The 18265-nt window shown below is 62.6% G+C and carries 14 protein-coding genes; 5 read left to right on the top strand and 9 right to left on the bottom strand.

Annotation, left to right across the window (positions count from 1 at the left end; translation table 11 throughout):
- Nucleotides 1-6: 6 nt before the first annotated feature.
- The 4 genes from V7Q53_RS01205 to V7Q53_RS01190 all read right to left on the bottom strand — a co-directional run bounded on the left by V7Q53_RS01205 (nt 7) and on the right by V7Q53_RS01190 (nt 4619).
- Nucleotides 7-1242 (bottom strand): ABC transporter substrate-binding protein, encoded by a 1236-nt coding sequence (locus V7Q53_RS01205; RefSeq protein ID WP_333826537.1) that lies wholly within the window; start codon nt 1240-1242, stop codon nt 7-9.
- A 48-nt stretch (nt 1243-1290) separates the two neighbouring features.
- Nucleotides 1291-2736, bottom strand: coding sequence for a M20 family metallopeptidase (locus V7Q53_RS01200; RefSeq protein WP_333826536.1), 1446 nt, complete (start codon nt 2734-2736; stop codon nt 1291-1293).
- A gap of 399 nt (nt 2737-3135) precedes the next feature.
- A complete protein-coding gene (locus V7Q53_RS01195; protein ID WP_333826535.1) occupies nt 3136-3813 on the bottom strand; it encodes an isochorismatase family cysteine hydrolase in 678 nt (225 codons plus the stop codon).
- Nucleotides 3810-4619 (bottom strand): N-formylglutamate amidohydrolase, encoded by an 810-nt coding sequence (locus V7Q53_RS01190; protein WP_333826534.1) that lies wholly within the window; start codon nt 4617-4619, stop codon nt 3810-3812. Before V7Q53_RS01190 ends, V7Q53_RS01195 begins: the two co-directional genes overlap by 4 nt.
- A 229-nt stretch (nt 4620-4848) precedes the next feature.
- Here V7Q53_RS01190 and V7Q53_RS01185 point away from each other — a divergent pair, with 229 nt between their 5' ends.
- From V7Q53_RS01185 to V7Q53_RS01175, 3 genes are all read left to right on the top strand, one after another.
- Nucleotides 4849-5712: a MurR/RpiR family transcriptional regulator gene (locus V7Q53_RS01185; protein ID WP_333826533.1), complete on the top strand. Its 864-nt coding sequence runs from the start codon at nt 4849-4851 to the stop codon at nt 5710-5712.
- A 22-nt stretch (nt 5713-5734) separates the two neighbouring features.
- On the top strand, nt 5735-7051 hold the full coding sequence (locus V7Q53_RS01180) for a glutamine synthetase family protein (RefSeq protein ID WP_333826532.1): 1317 nt from the start codon (nt 5735-5737) through the stop codon (nt 7049-7051).
- Between the two features lie 239 nt (nt 7052-7290).
- Nucleotides 7291-8940, top strand: a complete 1650-nt coding sequence (locus V7Q53_RS01175; protein WP_333826531.1) for a flavin-containing monooxygenase — start codon at nt 7291-7293, stop codon at nt 8938-8940.
- Nucleotides 8941-8989: 49 nt separating this feature from the next.
- On the opposite strand, the gene V7Q53_RS01170 is transcribed toward V7Q53_RS01175, so the two are convergent.
- The 5 genes from V7Q53_RS01170 to V7Q53_RS01150 all read right to left on the bottom strand — a co-directional run bounded on the left by V7Q53_RS01170 (nt 8990) and on the right by V7Q53_RS01150 (nt 14743).
- Complete coding sequence (locus V7Q53_RS01170; RefSeq protein ID WP_333826530.1) at nt 8990-9871, bottom strand: AraC family transcriptional regulator; 882 nt, start codon at nt 9869-9871, stop codon at nt 8990-8992.
- Nucleotides 9872-9949: 78 nt separating this feature from the next.
- A complete protein-coding gene (locus V7Q53_RS01165; protein ID WP_333826529.1) occupies nt 9950-11143 on the bottom strand; it encodes a serine hydrolase domain-containing protein in 1194 nt (397 codons plus the stop codon).
- A 106-nt stretch (nt 11144-11249) separates the two neighbouring features.
- Nucleotides 11250-12254 carry an AraC family transcriptional regulator gene (locus V7Q53_RS01160; RefSeq protein ID WP_333826528.1) on the bottom strand — a complete coding sequence of 335 codons (1005 nt, stop codon included), beginning with the start codon at nt 12252-12254 and terminating at the stop codon, nt 11250-11252.
- A 533-nt stretch (nt 12255-12787) separates the two neighbouring features.
- Nucleotides 12788-13792, bottom strand: a complete 1005-nt coding sequence (locus V7Q53_RS01155; protein ID WP_333826527.1) for a transketolase family protein — start codon at nt 13790-13792, stop codon at nt 12788-12790.
- Nucleotides 13793-13816: 24 nt separating this feature from the next.
- The gene (locus V7Q53_RS01150) at nt 13817-14743 is read right to left on the bottom strand and encodes a transketolase (RefSeq protein WP_333826526.1); all 927 of its coding nucleotides are present in this window, start codon (nt 14741-14743) and stop codon (nt 13817-13819) included.
- A gap of 114 nt (nt 14744-14857) precedes the next feature.
- On the opposite strand from V7Q53_RS01150, the gene V7Q53_RS01145 reads away from it, so the two are divergent.
- Complete coding sequence (locus V7Q53_RS01145; protein WP_333826525.1) at nt 14858-15913, top strand: zinc-binding dehydrogenase; 1056 nt, start codon at nt 14858-14860, stop codon at nt 15911-15913.
- Nucleotides 15914-15957: 44 nt separating this feature from the next.
- The gene (locus V7Q53_RS01140; RefSeq protein ID WP_333826524.1) at nt 15958-18213 is read left to right on the top strand and encodes a molybdopterin-dependent oxidoreductase; all 2256 of its coding nucleotides are present in this window, start codon (nt 15958-15960) and stop codon (nt 18211-18213) included.
- Nucleotides 18214-18265: the final 52 nt, after the last annotated feature.

Raw genomic sequence — 18265 nt, 5'->3', positions numbered from 1 at the left:
GAGGCGTCACTCCATCCACGGCGGCGTCATGAAGCTGCCGGTCGCATACTCATCCGGGCTGAAAAGGATGCGTTCGCCCTCAACGATCTGGAAGAACTGGAGCGGGATACCGTCATCGCCCTGAACCGCCAGATGCGTTTCCTGATCAAAGTGAATCCGGCCCATGGCAGTCTGTTTGTTGGCAGAGCCGATCCATTCGCCTATTGCCAGCCGGTCGGCAGGGTCGCCCACAGCTTCCAGTGCATCCGCATAGAACATCATTTGTTCATAGAGGGCGATGCCGTACACGCCGGGTTCGTTCCCATAGGCTTCGAGATACCTGTCGACCACTTCTTGTGCACGAGGATTTGTCGGGGTGTTCAGCGTGCCGCCGAGGAGGTTGTAGACGACACCATTACTGACCCCGCGCGTCAGTTCCAGGAACTCAGGAACGGACGGCGCATATTGGATGAATACAAGGCTGTTCGTCGGGTTCTCCATGAACTGCGACATGAAGGTCGCGGCATTGCCGGGCAGGTAGTCGGTGTTGACCAGAAGCGCGGGCGGATCCTGGCGAACCTGTGCCAGGAAGCCGCGCCAGTCATTGATCTCTCCGAAAGGAAGGAGTTGGTTCTGGGTGATTTCCCATCCGCCCGCTTCGAAGCTCGCTGTCAATCCTTCAGCAATGGTCCTGGAGTAGGGATTGTCGGAAGAGACAATCGCGATCTTGCGGTTCGGCAGCGTCAGGTTCCCCTCTGACTCCAGCCGCTCAATCACCGGGAGCACGCCGGTTTCATACGCATCGTAGGAAGGGGTGAATGACCACACTGTTCTGAAAAACTCCGGGTCTTCAGCAATGATCGCCTCGGTCTGTGCGGAGTTTGCCGAAAGCAGATAGACCATTTCCTGCTCGGCCATCATCTCGATCTCGAAGTTCGAGTTGGAGGCGTAGCCGGTCAGGATGGCGCCCATGTCGCGATCAGAAAGCAGTCGGCGCGTGGCGGTAGCAACGGCATCTGCACTGGCATCGCCGACGTCACCAACCACCACCTCGAAGGTGTGTCCGGCGACACCACCCTGAGCATTCAGCTCATCGACGGCAAGCTGCACACCATTGACATACTCCTGCCCGTCGGCTGCGGCTGCGCCCGACAGCGGCGCAAGAACGCCGATCTTGACAACATCTGCGCTTGCGAGAGCGGGAAGCGATGTCGCGCCCATAAGCGCCATGGTAGCGGCAAGTAAAGTTCTGCGCGTCGTCATGATTTCTTCCTCATCTGTTGGTTTCGTTGCTTGGTGTTCGCGCGCGGGTCACTTCAACCCGCAGTGTGTTATTGCCGCCGCCGCAACCACTTTGACCGTGCGGTGGAGAGAGGCGAGATCGACATACTCGTTGTCGCCATGGAACCCGTCCCCCGAAGGGCCATAGATCACGGCGTCCACCCCGGCTCCGGCGTAGTGGGCCGCATCCGTCACGGCGTCGAAGCCGGTAACCACTGGCGGCTCAGACGCGAGAACGGCGTGGCCCTGGACCAGGGCTTGCACCAGCGGATGATCCACTGAAGTGTCCATCGGCGGGAAATGAAGCCCGCCAAGTTCCCACTTCACCTCTGGCGGATGGCTGCGCAACCACGGGTCAGTTTCAGCAAAGGCTTTTACAAACGCCTCGAACTCGGCGCGCACATCGGCACTTTTTTCATGTGGCAGGAATTTGTAATCAAGGTCGATCACCACCTTGTCGGGGGTCATCGCCGGGTTTGTGCGGATCAACGGCAGCCCGTCTTCCCCCAGCCCGACCCCGCCGTGAATCACACCAGGATTGATCGTGGCAAGGCCCGGCGGGCAGAGTGGATGCGCGTTGTTCCGGCAGCGCGACTGTTCAAAATCGCGCAGAAGATTGAGGAAGCGATTGGCAAGCTCGATCGCGTTGATGGCGGGTTGCAGACGCCCCGTGACATCGGGTTGCGGAAAGATGTCGTTGTAGCGAAAACCCGCATGGCCGGACCGACCGGTGATCGTGACCCGCACCCATTCCAGACCGCCTTCAGCCGGAATCACTTTGTTCCAGGTCGGTTCGGTAATGATCGCCCCTCGGGCAAGAAACCCGCGGCGAACCGCCTCCATGGCGCCAAAACCACCGGCCTCTTCGTCTACGACGGCATGGATCGACAAGCGCCCGTCCAGCTTTACACCCGCCTTTCGCAAAAAGTGCGCAACTGCGACGCATGCCGCGACGCCTGATTTCATGTCCACGGCACCGCGCCCGTGCAGGCGCCCGTCGCTCACCTCGCCACCGAACGGATCACGATGCCAGTTACCAAGGTTGCCAACCGGCACGGTGTCAATGTGGCCGCACAGGATCAGGCTTCGGTCTTCGCTGCCGGGCTGGTCGGCGATCAGATTGGGCCGCCCGGGCAATGCCTCATGCTGAGAGGTCTGCAGCCCTTCTTCCCGAAGCCGGGCTTCAAGGTAATTCTGGACATCAGCCTCGCGGTTGATCCCGTCGCCCGTTTCGAACTTCGGATTGACTGACGGAATGCGCACCAGATCCCGCGTCATCTCGGTCACATAATCCGGGTCAGCATCGATTGCGGCCCAAACGGCCTCGATTGCGTCCTTCATCCTCTGTTCTCCTTCAATCTCTTTGTTGGCGTTCCGACGCTCACTGATGATCGTGATTGTGGATTTCCCGGCGCAGTCCACAGCCCGCCCCCCTGTCATGAGCGATTGCAAACGATCCTGGCTCAGGCCGGGCATTGCGAATCCGGCAGGTGCGCCGGGGCCGCGACCACCATCCTCGCGTCTTGCTGGCTTCGTCAGGAATCAGGGGTCTTGTTGCATTTCCTCTTCGGCCAGTTTTGACGTTTTGTTTTAATAGTCAATTGATTTATCAATTTCTGGTAATTTTTTACCATTCCTTGGCGTGCTCCCCCATGCCTGATGTCGAACTTCTGACAGGAAGCGATGAAACTCTGGGCGACTGCCTTGCGCCCATGATCGGCGTGTTTCGCGCAGGAATATCCCGGTCTTTCCGGGGCAATCGCCGCCCATTGCGTTGATACCCGGGATTCCACACGTCACCGGCAGTGCATGGGGTCCGACAAATCCGCCGTTGCGGAAGGCGTCATCGCAGAGTTTGCGCTTTCCTTGCCCTGCTCAGCCCTGACCGATTTCGCGGATCAGCGCGTCGGTTGTGATCTGGCGACAGTATCCCTTGATGGTGCGCAAAGAATTTTCGTGCCGCTCAGGCGTCATCGTGGCGCAGGCATCGGTGACCAGAGTGACCAGATATCCAAGATCGCAGGCATCCCGCACCGCTGATTCCACGCATTGATCGGTCAGAAGCCCGGCAAGCACCAGCTGCTTCACGCCCAGATTGCGCAGTATGTAATCAATATGCGTGGAGACAAAAACCGAGGAGGAGCCTTTCGGCAGCACAATCTCGTCGTCGCCGGGGGACAATTCGTCGATCACCTTGTCGTCCCACGAGCCCTTGGGCACATGAAATCCTGTCACCTTGTAATCAAGGCTGCGGTCGCGGCCGTCGCGCGTGAGGCTTTCGATATTGGTATACATCACCTCAATCTGTGCGCGCCGGAAGGCCGCTTGCAGGCGCTGCATGGCGGGGATGACCGAGGCTTCCAGATGGGCAAAGAAGGGCCCGTATTTCGATTCGATCTCCTCCGGCGTCTGGCCTTTGAACTCTCCACCCTCGCGGCGCACGGAGAAGTTCTGCACGTCGATGAACAAAAGCGCCGACAGCGCGGGCACAAGCGGCACCTCGCGCGTAAGACCGGCGGTAGCAATGGCAAAGGGATCTTTGGGGACGGTCATTGTTCAGCTTCCTCCAGGGTGTTCAGTGCCTGCTCAAGCGCGCGGGTCAGAATTGCCGCCCATGCCGCCTGCGCGTCAGGCGTGGCGATCAGATCGTTGCGGATTTCAACCAGCGCATGCAGCAGCCCGCGCGGCTCGGCATGGACGGGAACAGCGTAATCGGTCAGGTCGCTGCAATGGTATGGTGCGTTCTCGGCCACGATCAGATCGGGGTTGCCTGCGCGCACCGCGGTGACCATTGCCCGCCCCAGTCTTGGGTCACGGTTAAACAGAAAGCCCAGATGCATCGGGCGCTCCACGCCTTGCGACTGCAGACGCGGCGTGAAGCTGTGGATCATCAGAATGATCGTGCGCTGTGGGTCCGTGCGACTGTCCAGCACCTCGGTGACGGCGTCATGATAGGGCACCAGAATAGCATCGTGGCGCGCCTGCCTCTGCGCCGGGGTCAGACCGCAATTTCCCGGAACCAGTGTGCCGTCTGACACCTCAGGAACAAGGTCCGGCGACTGGAGGGAGCGATTGCAATCAATCACAAGGCGGCTGTAGCGCTGCAGGAGAAGGGGCGCATCCAGCATTCCGGCCATGGCCCGCGCGACCCCTGCCGCACCAATATCCCACGCGATATGCCGCTCGAATACTTCTGGCGGCAGGCCCAGATCACCCAGCGCCTGCGGCACGCGCCGCCCCCCATGTTCACAGATCAGCACCACCCTGCCCTGCCCGTTCGGGTTCACAATCTCACAGGGCGGTGGGTCTGCCGGGGACAGCAGCACGATGGTGCCGGCCTGTGCATCAACTTCATGCATCAAGGACCTCTGAAAGGGGCGCCCATGCAGCGCCGGAAATATCTCAAGGTTGCCGACCACTGAAGTATCGGCATCTCTCGCCGCACAGATGAAGAAAAAATATTACCATAGTCAAGTCATTTTTAGTTTTTGTATTGATTTTTTCAAACGCTGATGATCTTGTTCTCTTGACGGTGACGGATTGTGTGCCCCACAGCGCTTGGCAAGCACCGCCAGGGAGGACATGCCAGTGTCGACGGTTAAGGAAACGCTCAACCAGCAAATTGCGCAACTCACAACGAGTGAACGCAAGATCGCAAATGTTCTGTTGGCCAACTATCCCTATGCTGGCCTTCTGCCAATTCAGGAACTCGCTGCAAACGCCCGCGTCAGCCCGGCTTCGACGACACGTTTCGTCATCAAACTGGGTTATGCAGGATATCAGGATTTTCAGCGCCGTCTGATCAGCGAGTTGCAGGAACGCGAATTATCCCCGCGTGAGTTGAAGCTGACCGAGGTGCCGCCGCCCGAAGGTGCGCCTTTTTTCCTTGATTACGCGCACCGGATGTCGCGCACCCTAGCAACGCTGGTCGAAGCCGTGCCCGATGCGCAGCTTGAGATGGTGTCTGACCTGCTGGCTGACCCCTCGCGCCAGATATTCCTGCGCGGCGGGCGGGTGACGGACACGCTGGCGCGCCTGCTTTCCGTGCATCTGCGCCAGATCCGCGACAAGGTGCAGCACCTGCCCGATGACCCCGAGGCATGGCCCGAATACCTGCTGCGGATGCGCAAACAGGATGTCGTGGTGCTGTTCGATGTGCGCCGCTATGATCCAAGGCTGGCCCATCTGGCCGCGCAGATCGCGCGCGAGCGTCAGTCGGTCATCGTGCTGGTCTCCGATACCTGGCTCTCGCCGATCGCCGCGCATGCCAGCCACGCTTTCCCGCTGCCGATCGACCTTGGCACCGCATGGGACACGCATGTCAGCCTTGTCACACTCATTGAGGCGCTGATCGTGCGCGTGTCCGAGGCCGATTGGGCCGCCACCAGCAAACGCCTTGAGGCATGGGACAGGCTGCGCATGCTGTCCGACACCCCGCCGAAAACTCCCTAGCTTCCGAAAAGGACCGCCCCAAATGTTGAAAAGCGAAGACGTCGTTTACGCCTGCACCTGTGATTTCGCCGGCAAGGTCCGGGGCAAGGGGTTCCCGGCGGTGGATATGGAAAAGCGCCTCAAACGCGGCATCGGCTGGGCACCCACCAACACGCAGATCACCTGTTTTGACGCCATCGCCCCCAGCCCCTTTGGCGCACTGGGCGACCGGGTTCTGATCCCGGATGCCGCCACCCGCGTTACCCTGCGCGCGCCCGAAATGGGCCTGTCCGAAGATTTCGTTCTGGGCGATCTCTACACCACCGACGGCAAGCCCTGGGCGCTTTGCCCGCGCTCGATCCTGAAAGCGGCTCTGGCGCGGCTCAAGCGCGTCGCCGGGCTGTCGCTGGTCGCCAGTTTTGAGCATGAATTCCAGTTCCGCGGCGCCGGTACGGGCCGGGGCACCGCCTATGCCCTGCAGGCCTTCCGCCCCAACCGGGTGTTTGCCGAGCGGCTGATGGGGGCGATGCGTGCGGCCGGGCTGGAACCCGATACCATCATGAAGGAATACGGCACCGATCAGTTCGAGGTGACGATGGACCCCGCGCAGGGCGTCACGGCGGCGGATCACTCAGTAATCCTGCGCCAGCTGGTCTATGCGGTGGCCGAAAGCTGCGGCCATGCCGCCACCTTCACCCCGCTGCAAGACCCGGCGGGCATCGGCAACGGGCTGCATATCCATTTCAGCTTTCTGGATGAAAACGGCACCCCCGCCACCTATGACCCCAAGGGCAAACACAGTATGAGCGCGCAGGCTTCGGCCTTTGCCGCCGGGGTGCTGCGCCATGTCGATGAGATCATGGCGATCCTGGCCCCCAGCGTGGTCTCCTACGGTCGGCTGACCCCGCATCGCTGGAGTGCGGCGTTCAACAATCTGGGCGTGCAGGACCGTGAGGCGACGCTGCGGATCTGCCCGGTCTCCTCCATGTCCGACATCGACACCGCCCGCCAGTTCAACCTCGAATTCCGCGCCGCCGACGCCTGCGCCAGCCCCTATCTGCAACTGGCGGCATTGGTCCATGCGGGTTGTCAGGGCATCGAAGAAAGGCTGACCGCGCCCGACGCCACCGAGGAAGACCTTGCCAGCCTTTCGCCTGACGCACTGGCCGCGCGCGGGCTGCACCGGCTGCCCACCAGCCTGCCCGAAGCGCTGGAGAAATTCGGGGCCAGCACGCATATCCGTGACTGGTTCGGCGCAGATTTTGTTGAGGTGTATCGCCTGCACAAGCAGGGCGAGATGGGCTTTCTTGCAGACAGTTCGGACGAGGAAACCCACCGCGCCTATGCGTTGGTCTACTGACTGTAAATTTGTCTGCGCCCGGGTGCCGGACGGCACTGACCGCGCCTGATTCAGGCTTTTCCGCTGGCCCTGGCCGCCCCTTGAGGCGACCGGGCCCGCGACCAGCCCGGATCATTCAAGAATCGCTCCGGGATCCTTCAAGACCCCCACACGGCCATTCGATAGCATTCCTGTTCTGAGAAGCGAAAGCTTTCAGCTGCGAAGAGGGAGGTCTTTGCGGTCAAACGGGAGGAAAATCAATGAATGTTGCTGTTTACGTGGGCCGGTCACGGCCCGTGGCAAAATCGCCTGTCGTGCTGGATGCGCTGATCATCGGGGCGGGGGTTGCCGGGCTTTATCAGCTGCACCAGCTACGGACGCAGGGGCTGAAGGTGCTTGCCGTGGACAATGCCGCCGATGTGGGCGGAACCTGGCACTGGAACCGCTATCCCGGCGCCAGATTCGACTCGGAAAGCTATATCTATCAGTATCTTTTCGATGAAACGCTCTACAAGGACTGGACATGGAGCGAACGCTTCCCCGCCCAGCCGGAAATCGAGCGCTGGATGCATTACATCGCGGACCGGCTGGAACTGCGCGACGACATCGTTTTCTCGACAACGATTACCGAGGCGCGCTGGGACGAGGCGCGCAGCCGTTGGGCGGTGAAGACCGATCAGGGCGACATTTTTGAGACCCGCTTTCTGATCGGCTGCTGCGGCATGCTGTCCGCGCCACTGGAAAACCGCTTTCCGGGGCAGGAAACCTTCAAGGGTCCGATTTTTCACACCGCGCGCTGGCCGCAGGAGCCGGTTGAACTGGCGGGCAAGCGGGTGGGCGTGGTCGGCAATGGCGCGACGGGCATTCAGGTGGTTCAGACGATCGCCGATCAGGTGGGCACCCTCAAAGTGTTCATCCGCACACCGCAATATGCGTTGCCGATGAAGAACCCGAAATACGGCCCTGCCGAGGCCGTCGCCTACAAGGCCCGCTTCGAGGAACTGAGGCAGAACCTGCCGAACACCTTCACCGGCTTTGAGTATGACTTCAAACACTCCTGGGCCGAGGCGTCGCCTGAAGAACGGCTGGCGGTGCTGGAAGATATCTATGCCGACGGCTCGCTGAAGCTCTGGCTGGCCTCATATGCCGAGATGTTCTTTGACGAATCGGTCAGCGCCGAGGTTTCCGAGTTCGTGCGTGGCAAGATGCGCGAGCGGCTGAAAGATCCGGTACTGATCGACACGCTGGTTCCCGGCCCGGATGACTACGGGTTCGGCACCCATCGTGTTCCGTTGGAGACGCGCTATCTTGAGGTGTATCACCGCCCGAATGTCACGGCGGTCAGTGTCAAAGAAAACCCGATTGCCGAGGTGGTGCCCGAAGGGATCAGGTTGACCGACGGGACGGTGCATGAGCTGGATGTGATCATTCTGGCCACCGGCTTTGATGCCGGATCGGGGGCACTGACGCGGATCGACATTCATGGCCGCGACGGGCGTTTGCTGCGTGACGAGTGGCGCCGCGATATCCGCACCACAATGGGCATGCTGGTGCACGGCTATCCCAACCTGCTGATCACCGCCGCGCCGCTGGCGCCTTCGGCTGCGCTGTGCAACATGCCGACCTGCCTTCAGCAGCAGACGGAATGGATTGCCGGTCTGATCAGCTGGATGGGTGCGAACGGCAAGCAGGTGGTTGAACCCACAGCCGCGTTTGAAGAGGAATGGGTCCGCCACCATGACGAGACGGCAGCGGCCAACCTGATCTCGCGCACCAATTCCTGGTATGTCGGCGCGAACATCGAAGGCAAGCCGCGCCGGGTGCTCTCCTATACCGGCGGCGTCGGCACCTACCGTGCGAAATGTGACGAGATGGCGGCCAGCGGCTATCCCGGCTTGTCGATGGCCTGATATGCGCAACCTGCCGCCCCTGGTTGGGGCGGCAGGTCCGGTGCCCGGCTCAGCCTGACTTGCGAAAGGCCGCCGGTGTCACCCCGGTTTCACGCGAATAGATCCGCGTCAGATGGGCCTGATCGGCAAAGCCGCACAGGGCGGCCACTTCCTTGACCGCAAACTGCCCCTGCATCAGCAGTTGCCGCGCCCGTGCCACCCGCCGCGCGGTCACGTAGCGGTAGGGCGGCATGCCGAAGCTGGCGCGGAACCGGCGGGTGAACAGATCGGTGGTCATGCCGATCCGCGCCGCCATCCCCTCCAGCGTCAGGGGCTCGGCCAGTTGCTCTTCAATATAGTCGCCGATCCGCCGCATCTCGCCGGGGCTAAGGCGCTGACCGGCGCGCGGCGCGGGCAGCCTGATCGTGGCGTAGCGGCGCAGAAGATGCACACCCAGCGCCCGCGACAGTGATTCCACATAAAGCGCGCCGCCCATGGCGGTCTGGCTGGCCTCAGACGCAATTGCCTGAACCATGCTTGTCAGCAGTGGGTCGTCGGCGCGCAGCACATCGGCCAGCTCCACCGAAGCGACGTGACAATCCATCGCCTCGCCGGCGATGCCGGTCAGCAGAGAGGGCGCGAGGTAAAGATGGGTCACCACCAGCGGCGCATCCCAGGTCCAGTGCGCCTGCTGCGCGCGGGTCAGCAGCGAGGTGGCACCGGGGCCAAGCGTTTCTTTCTTCCATGCCCCCTCAAAGCGCCGCCGCATGCGGGTAACGCCGCCGCGATAGGAGACCAGCATGGAATCGCTCAGCGCGGGCACGATCACGTCCTGCCCCTGATAGTGATAAGTGCGCAGGCTGACGTTGCGCCAGTTCAGCCCGTCGCTGGAAAGAAGCACCTTGCCGGGCACCCATTCCGGCAGTCGGTCAGGCGTGACGGTTTCTTGCATTCCATCCCCCTGTGTTGCCGGAACCAGGGCGGATTTGCACGCCTCGGTTCCGGCAGTGAAATCAGGATCAGGCTGTTGTCAGGCAGCCTTGGCCGCCCGGATCGAGGCGTAGACCGCCGCTTCCAGTTCAAGATAGCCGATGAATGAAGGGGCATCGCCGAAAGGCAGGATCTGCGTGCCCCAGAAACCACCGATGCCATTTTTCCGGTCGATCCAGTAGAACAGGTTCGCAAGCCCCGCCCAGCCGATGGCCCCCGCCGGGCGCCCTGTGGGGGCCTCTTCCTCGTTGGTCATGAAGGTATAGGACCAACCCTTTTTCACCCCCGGGAAGAACTCGGCATCGTTCGACAGCGACGGGATCACCCCGGGCAGCATCGAAACCTTGTGACGGCTCTCCAGCCCGTTCTTTACAGCCCAGGCCACGGTATCGGCCTTGAGTATCCGCGCGCCCGGCCCGGCGCCGTCATTCAGCCACATGCGGATGAACTTCATGTATTCACCGACGGTCGAGTACAGCCCATGCCCGCCGCAATCGACCTCAGGCGCGTCCGGCAGGGCGAAACCGTCCATCGGAGCCAGACTGCCATCGGCGCCGCGCGCATGAATGGTGGCCGTGCGTGCCTTCATCGAGGCGGTGCGGGTGAAGCCGATATCGTGCATGCCGAGCGGATCAAAGATCCGCTCACGGCAGACCTCGCCCAGCCGCTTGCCGCGAATGCCCTCAACCACCTGTCCCACCCAGTCGATATTGGTGCCATATTCCCAGACTTCGCCCGGATCGCGCAACAGCGGCGTCTCGAGGCTGGCGCGCGAGCACGTCACCACGCTGGGCTGGCCATGCTCTTCCGCCATCCGCTTGTAGGATTCGTTGAAGAAGTCATAGCCGAAGCCCGCCGTATGCAGCATCAGCTGCCGCGTGGTGATCTCGGATTTCGGCGCGCGCAGCTTTGGTTGCCCGGCGCTGTCGAACCCCTCAAGCACCTGCAGATTGCCGATCGCCGGGGCATAGTCTTTTGCGGGCGCGTCCAGATCCAGCAACCCTTCCTCGACGCATTGCAGCGCGGCGGTGCCCGCGATAGCCTTTGTGGTCGAAAAGATCGCGAATACGGTGTCGAGGCTCATCGCCCCGTCACCCAGACGGCGATCACCGGCAGCGCCCTGCCAAAGGGTGTTTTCACGGTCCGTGACCATGGCAACAACGCCCGGCACCCGGTCCTGTCCTTCGGTCACACGCTTGAGTACCGCATCCAGTGCGGTTGACAGATTGGCCATCTTCTCCTCCCTAAGCAGACGGTGGAGTGTCAGAGTGCGGCCTGGCAGATGCAGGCGCTATCCGGTTTCGGCAGTGCCTGTCCCGTATCGGCAGCGCGCTTGGCCGTTAGCGGCGCCCGGGCGCCCTTTTGAGCGTGGCCGAGGGCAGCTCACCAAACCGCGCCCGATACCGCCCCGCCATGGCGCCGAAGTTCACATATCCCCACATTCCGGCGACCGACGTGACAGTCTCATGTGGCCCGGCTGCAAGCAGGGCAGCGCGCAACCCCTCAAGCCGCCGGTCGCGCAGAAAATCGCGCGGGTTGATGCCGCGGAAACGCAGGAACCCTTCCGAAAGCGTGCGCGCCGAAACACCCACCTGCCGCGCAACCTCGCCGATGGTCGGCGCTTCCTGCGCCAAGCTTTCCATAAGCATCTCGGCCTCACGCACATAACGCGGCGCAGCCGCGCGCGCGCCGGTTTCCAGCGATACGCCCGCCCGCTCGGCCCAGTGGTGCAGGAGATCAATGCAAAGCATCTCTTCCAGATGCCGGGCCAGCGGCGCACCGGCGCCAAGCGACCCGCCTGAGCGGATGGTCTGCGTCAGATAGCTCAGCAACATGTGCCAGCGCGAGCCCGGCCCGCCAAAACCCGTGCGCCGGGTCCAGAGCCGGTCATCGGGCACGAAGCCGAACCAGCGGTGCGCGGTTTCAGCCATGACCTGATGCGGGATCGTCAGGTTCAGTTGCAGATGGTCGCGGTCAGCATCCAGCCAGTAATCGGTGCGGCTGCAATCGACCACGAAACTGCTGCCCGCGCTGGTATGCGCCGCTGTCGTGTTGGTTTCCTTGTGGCGCACCGCGCCGCTCAGGGTCGTCAGCACCAGGATGTTGCCCGCTTCCGGGTCGAACTGATCCAGATGCACCGGAACGCCGTAGGCAAAGCGCGTCACCTTGATTCGTGCCACTTCGGCCCCTTGCAGCGTGGCCTGCGGGCGTATCAGCCGGCCCGAGGTGCTGACCCGGTAGGGCATATAGACCCGGCGACAGAATTCATTCACCTCGTCCCAGTCGGTGGACGACCCTTCCGAGGTGTCCGGGTCCGCCAAAAGCGGCAAGTCCATGTCGTGCATGTCTCCTCCTCCGCGATAGCCCGCTATCCGGAGCATAGTTGCAGGTCAGGGGCGAATGCCCAAGGAGAATCTATGCGCGGTGATCAACGCGCAACGTGGACACGCCAGGCGGTTGGACGCATCACCTGTGCACGCCGAGCCTTCGGGTGTCGGGGAACGAACGGGGGGCTTGTCGTCAGCCAATGTCTCCTGGACCATTGGCGATCCGTTCCACACCGTGGCGAAGAACAGGCCAACGGGCGTTGACAGATCGAGATGGAGAGCAAGTCAGCAGAGGCGTGCCTCAGCCCCCGGGGCTTTTGCTTCCGGTGGCTTCCCGGTTGCCCTGCCCGCCGAAGATCCCGGCACCGCATACAGGCGGGGGCGCAAGACCGACCCGGCAGTGGATTGGCCTCGCCTTTTTCACCCGTCAGGCCCGGCCCATGACCGCCCCAGCCCTTTCGTCATCTGGCATGGGACTGCCTTCCGGACCGCGCCTTCAGCGCCGTTCAGCCGTCTTTCTTTGCGCGACCTCTGCCGCCCCGATACCCTGCCTACAGCGCTTCGGCCTTGACCAGCGAATGCACATCTTCGACACGCGCGGCGGAAAGGTCGTCTTCTGATATGCCGAAATCCTGCCCCATCAGATCCTCGATGCCGCGCACCAATGCCAGCGCATCCAGCCCATAATACCGCATCAGATAAGCCCGCGATCCGCCGTGCGCATAGGTATCCTTCAGGCCCAGCCGGATCAGGCGCTTGCCCACCCCCGCATCCGCCATGGTTTCTGCGACAAGGCTTCCGACACCCCCTTCGGTGACGTGGTTTTCCAGCGTGATCACGCCATGTTTCACGCTACCGATATGGTCCAGCAAGGCACGGGCATCAAAGGGCTTGATCGTGTGCAGATGAAGATGCCGGATCGACAGACCAGCCCGGGCGAATGCGGCACGGGCGCGCATGGCTTCCTCGGTGCAGATGCCGGAGGTCACGATCAGGATGTCATCCCCCGTGCTCAGCTCCCGCATCTCGCCTACCTTTATCGGCGTGTCGAACAGCCGGGGCACCGCCCCCCGCAAAACCCGGCACCAGACCGGGCCGTCAATGCTGTCAGCCGCCGCACAGATTGATTCAACTTCCGTGGCGTCGCCGGTTTCCAGAATCGTCATGTTCGGAATTGACCGCATGACCGAAATATCCTCGATGGACTGATGGGTCATGCCGCCCGGCGTGGTCACGCCCGGAAGAAACCCCATCAGCCGCACCTTGCGCCGGGGATAGGCGACCGATGCCATGAGCTGATCATAGGGCCTGCGATACATGAACACGCCAAAGGTGTGAATGAACGGGCGAAACCCGGCCAGCGCCAGCCCGCCTGCAAAGCTCATCATGTTCTGTTCGGCCATGCCCAGCGACAGAAACTGGTCAGGGTGACGGTCGCGGAAGCCATCCACCTCGCAGGACGAGGTAAGATCGGCGCTCAGGCACAGAATATCAGGATTGCCCGCTGCATAGGCCTCGAAGGCGCTGGCATAAGGGCGGTTAACCATTTCGACCATTCCGGCCTCCGTCGATGGGTGGAATCAATGAGTGTAATCAACAGGCGCGACACCAAGATCCTCGGCAATCGACACATTGAAGCGGGCGCGCTCATCTTCCGACTTGAAACGCAGATAGTGCAGCCGCGGAAAGCGCTCCTCAAGGATCGGCATGGCATGGAAGGGCGATGTATGGGCCAGAATCACCAAGGGCCGCCCCTCGTGGGGTTCGGACAGGGCATCGCGCATCGCCGAAAGGTCATGGCCGTCGATATCAACACAGGCGGCCCCGAATTCGATGAATTTGCGGCGGATATCGCCGACCTCCATCACCGAAGACATGGCGCCGTCGCACTGCTGGTCGTTGACATCCATGATCGCATAAAGCTGATCAATCCCGTGGAACCGGGCGGCCTGCACCGCCTCCCAAGTCTGGCCTTCCTGCACCTCCCCGTCGGACATGAACACCCATGTCCGCCCGGTGTCACCGCGCTTTTTCCGGCCCCAGGCCAGACCGGCAGCCGTGGAAAGGCCGATTCCCAGTGTCCCGTTATGCACTTCCATGCCCGGCGAATGCTCAGCCCCGATCATCTCAACCGATGAGCCATCCTTGTTGAACATCTCCAGCCCCTCGGGCGCCATGCGCCCCACCTCGATCAGGGCCGCATAGGCCACCAGCGCGTAATGCGCGGGCGCGATGAACAGGCGGTCATACTGCGGCTCGGCCGGGCCGTTATACCCTGCGCCGGTGTGATAATCGGGGTTGGTCGCCGAAGGAACGCCCGCGAACGGCTTGGGGATCATCGGCAATGTCGGCGCACCCAGATTCAGCGCTTCGTTGTAAAGCCATGCCAGTTGCTCGGCTGACGAACATGCCTGACTCAGATAGCCGCCATTGTTGCGGATCGTATGCTCGAACACTCTGCGCCGGATGCCGAGCGCTACTTCCGCAGTGTCATTCCTGTTGCGCATCGCGTGCCCTTTGATTGACATTTGTATAACTTTATGTCTTTTGTAAAGCAACGAGGATCAAGTTTCAAGCGGCTCTGTCACCGGTATATGGCCAGACCGCCCGGAGGAGGTGCTATGACACTCATGCGCGCGGTCAGATGCTTTGGCTTTGGCGGGCAGCACCGACTGGTCACAGACCAGCCCGTCCCTGAACCGGGGCCGGGCGAGGTTCTGGTACGGGTAGATCTGACAGGCATCTGCGCCGCTGACCGTGCCATGCATGACGGAACCGGCCCGTGGGCACTGAACTTTCCTTTCACCCCCGGCCATGAATTCACCGGCACCGTCGTCGCGCTGGGGCAAGGCGCTGCAGAACGCCATGGGCTGGCCGAAGGCGACCGCGCCATCGCGGAGCTGAACATCACCCATGGCAATGATTTCTATCGCCAGCGCGGCCTCTATCATCTGACCGATACGATGGATGTGCTGGGCGCAACGATGGACGGGGGCTGGGCGGAATATATGCTCTACCCGGCCAATGCCGTCATCCATAAGGTGCCCGACAGCCTGAGCGACCGGGCCGCCTGCTACACGGAGCCGCTGGCGAATGCGATCCACGGGGTGCAGCGCGCCAATATCCAGTTCGATGATGTTGTCATCGTCTCAGGGGCCGGGCCGATCGGTATGGGCATGGTTCAGGCGGCACGGCTGAAAACCCCGCGCAAGCTGATCCTTGTCAATCCCGGCGCGGCCAAGCGCGACCTTGGCTTGCGGCTGGGTGCGGACATGGCCTTTGCGCCGGATGATCCGCAACTGGATGCGGCGGTGCGCGATCTGACCCATGGGCGCGGGGCGGATATCTATCTGGAAGCCTCTGGCCAGACCGCCGCCTTTACCCGGGGTCTGACGCTGCTGCGAAAGCGCGGCACGCTGGTGGTTTTCGGGGTCTATAAACAGCCCGTCGCCGTTGACCTCAACATCTTTGGCGAGTTCAAGGAGCTGAACATTCTCGGCGGGCATCTTGCGCCCTTCACCTATGCAACCGCACTGGACCTTATGGCGCGCGGCCTGATTGACGGCGATGCCTGCGTGACCCATGTCCTTCCGCTGGAGGCTTTTGCAGAGGCATTGACGCGCAAGCCCGAAACAGGTGAAGTCCAGATCAAGGTCGCGCTGAATCCGCGGCAGTGAATCACGGCGGCCAGCTTACGGCGGCGAACTCAAGGCTCTGGCACATGCGCTACACGGCTGCCCATTGGGGTGCATATACATTCGACGATGACACCCTTTCCCCTGTCACGGATGACCCGGCGCCTTCGCGCATCGGGCGTGGCTGGGTCAGCGCGGCACGCGATCCGGCCAGCCGCATTCTGCGGCCTGCCGTGCGCAAGGGCTGGCTGGCGGGCGATCGCGGCGCGGATCGCGGGCGCGATGAATATCTTGAGGTATCATGGGAACGTGCCGCCGCGCTCAGCGCGCAGGAACTGAGCCGCGTCAGCAGCGAGCATGGCAACAGCGCCATTTTCGCAGGGTCTTACGGCTGGGCCAGTGCCGGGCGGTTTCACCACGCGCAAAGCCAGTTGCGCCGCTTTCTGAACCTTGCCGGCGGGTTCACCTGGGCGCGTGACACCTATTCGCATGCGGCGGCCGAAGTGTTGTTTCCCCATGTTCTGGGCCTGAGCAACCGCGCCGTTCAGGATGGTATGACAAGCTGGCCACTCGTTGCCCGTCACTGCACCTTGCTGGTGGCTTTCGGCGGAATCTCCGGGCGGACGGCGCAGATAAACTCTGCCGGAACCACCACGCATGAGGTGGTCCCCTGGCTGAAACAACTGCAGGCGCGGGTGGTCAATGTCTCGCCGCAGCAAAGCGATTACCCCGGGGCGGAGTGGTGGGCCATCCGCCCCGGCACCGACACCGCCCTGTTGCTGGCACTGGCCCACAGCCTCTGGTCGGCGGGTCTGCACGACGATGACTTTCTGTCGCGCTGCACAAGCGGCTGGCCGCAGTTTCGCAGCTACCTGACCGGCGAGACCGACGGCATGCCCAAATCGGCAGAATGGGCAGCGCCCCTGTGCGACATCCCCGCCACGCGGGTTCACCAACTGGCGCGGGACATGGCCGCCGGGCGCACCATGATCGCGCTGAACTGGGGCATGCAGCGCGCCGATCATGGCGAACAGCCGCTGTGGGCCGGGCTGGCGCTGGCGGCAATGCTGGGTCAGATCGGGCAGCCGGGAACGGGTTTCAGCTTTGGCTACGGCTCCACCACGGCGGTGGGGCGGCCTGCGAAACTGTATGACTGGCCCTCGCTGCCGCAGGGCCGCAACCCGGTGAAAGACTACATACCCGTGGCGCGGATCACCGACATGCTGGAAAGCCCCGGTGCGCCATACGCTTACAACCTGCAAAAACGGGTCTATCCTGACATCCGGCTGGTGTGGTGGGCGGGCGGCAACCCGTTTCACCACCATCAGGATCTGTTCCGCCTTGAACGGGCGTGGCGCAACCCGGAAACCGTGATCGTGCAGGACCATAGCTGGACAGCGACCGCGCGGCGCGCCGACATCGTGTTGCCCGCCACCACGCCGCTGGAACGCAACGACCTGATGCTTTCCCGCCGCGACCCCTCGCTGATCTACATGTCGCAGCGCTATGCGCCGATGGGCGCCGCGCTGGATGATCACGACATCCTGCGCCGGATCAGCGCTGAGCTGGGCTTTGAAGACGCCTTCACCGAGGGCAGATCGCCGGATGAATGGCTGCGCTGGCTGTGGGACGGCACGATGCGCGCGGCCGAAGCGCAGGGTATCGAGCTGCCCGGTTTTGACCGCTTCCGCGCTATGGGCCGGTTTGACATGCCCGACAGCGCGCAAAGGCGCATCCTGCTGGAGGGTTTCACACGCGACCCGCAAAACCAGCCGCTCGCCACCGAAAGCGGGCGGATTACCTTGTATAGCCCGGCCATCGCAGCGGCGGGGCTACCTGATTGTCCCGCCCATCCCGGCTGGATGCGCCCGTTCGAATCGTTGCTTGATGCGGTTCCCGAGGCGCTGCACCTGATCTCCGGCCAGCCGGACACCCGCCTGCATTCGCAGAATGATCGCGGTGCCGAGGCACAGGCCGACAAGATCGAGGGCCGCGAAGCATGCTATCTGCACCCCGAAACCGCTGCCGCGCGAAACATCACCGACGGCATGATCGTGCGCCTGTGGAACGCGCGTGGCGCAACCCTGGCCGGGGCAAGGCTGACCCCTGCCATCCGCGCCGATTGTGTCTCGCTGCCCACCGGGGCGTGGTTTGACCCTGACCCGCAGGTGCCGGGGCTTGACCGTGCGGGCAACCCCAATGTGCTGACCCGCGACAAGGGCTGTTCGCAGCTCAGTCAGGGCAACGCGGCGCATACCACGCTGGTGTTCATTGAACCCTGGTCAGGCCCCCTGCCGCCGCTGGGCGTGGACCGCCCGCCAGTGCTGCGGCAGGAAGAGTAGCACCGCCCGTTTTCCTGACAGCACCGTCGCGGCACTGCCCCGGCAGTGTTGC

This window comes from Pararhodobacter sp. (assembly GCF_036802785.1).
Taxonomy (GTDB): Bacteria; Pseudomonadota; Alphaproteobacteria; order Rhodobacterales; family Rhodobacteraceae; genus Pararhodobacter.
Note: the sequence above shows the minus strand (reverse complement) of the source record. Positions and strands in the feature narration are given on the sequence as shown.

Bases quoted from the DNA above. Each gene is read 5' to 3' on its own strand.
- V7Q53_RS01170 (WP_333826530.1), bottom strand. From the start codon at position 9,871: ATGCAAGAAACCGTCACGCCTGACCGACTGCCGGAATGGGTGCCCGGC.
- V7Q53_RS01145 (WP_333826525.1), top strand. From the start codon at position 14,858: ATGACACTCATGCGCGCGGTCAGATGCTTTGGCTTTGGCGGGCAGCAC.
- V7Q53_RS01200 (WP_333826536.1), bottom strand. From the start codon at position 2,736: ATGCCCGGCCTGAGCCAGGATCGTTTGCAATCGCTCATGACAGGGGGG.
- V7Q53_RS01175 (WP_333826531.1), top strand. From the start codon at position 7,291: ATGAATGTTGCTGTTTACGTGGGCCGGTCACGGCCCGTGGCAAAATCG.
- V7Q53_RS01190 (WP_333826534.1), bottom strand. From the start codon at position 4,619: ATGCATGAAGTTGATGCACAGGCCGGCACCATCGTGCTGCTGTCCCCG.
- V7Q53_RS01165 (WP_333826529.1), bottom strand. From the start codon at position 11,143: ATGGCCAATCTGTCAACCGCACTGGATGCGGTACTCAAGCGTGTGACC.
- V7Q53_RS01195 (WP_333826535.1), bottom strand. From the start codon at position 3,813: ATGACCGTCCCCAAAGATCCCTTTGCCATTGCTACCGCCGGTCTTACG.
- V7Q53_RS01205 (WP_333826537.1), bottom strand. From the start codon at position 1,242: ATGACGACGCGCAGAACTTTACTTGCCGCTACCATGGCGCTTATGGGC.
- V7Q53_RS01180 (WP_333826532.1), top strand. From the start codon at position 5,735: ATGTTGAAAAGCGAAGACGTCGTTTACGCCTGCACCTGTGATTTCGCC.
- V7Q53_RS01150 (WP_333826526.1), bottom strand. From the start codon at position 14,743: ATGCGCAACAGGAATGACACTGCGGAAGTAGCGCTCGGCATCCGGCGC.
- V7Q53_RS01155 (WP_333826527.1), bottom strand. From the start codon at position 13,792: ATGGTCGAAATGGTTAACCGCCCTTATGCCAGCGCCTTCGAGGCCTAT.
- V7Q53_RS01160 (WP_333826528.1), bottom strand. From the start codon at position 12,254: ATGCACGACATGGACTTGCCGCTTTTGGCGGACCCGGACACCTCGGAA.
- V7Q53_RS01140 (WP_333826524.1), top strand. From the start codon at position 15,958: ATGCGCTACACGGCTGCCCATTGGGGTGCATATACATTCGACGATGAC.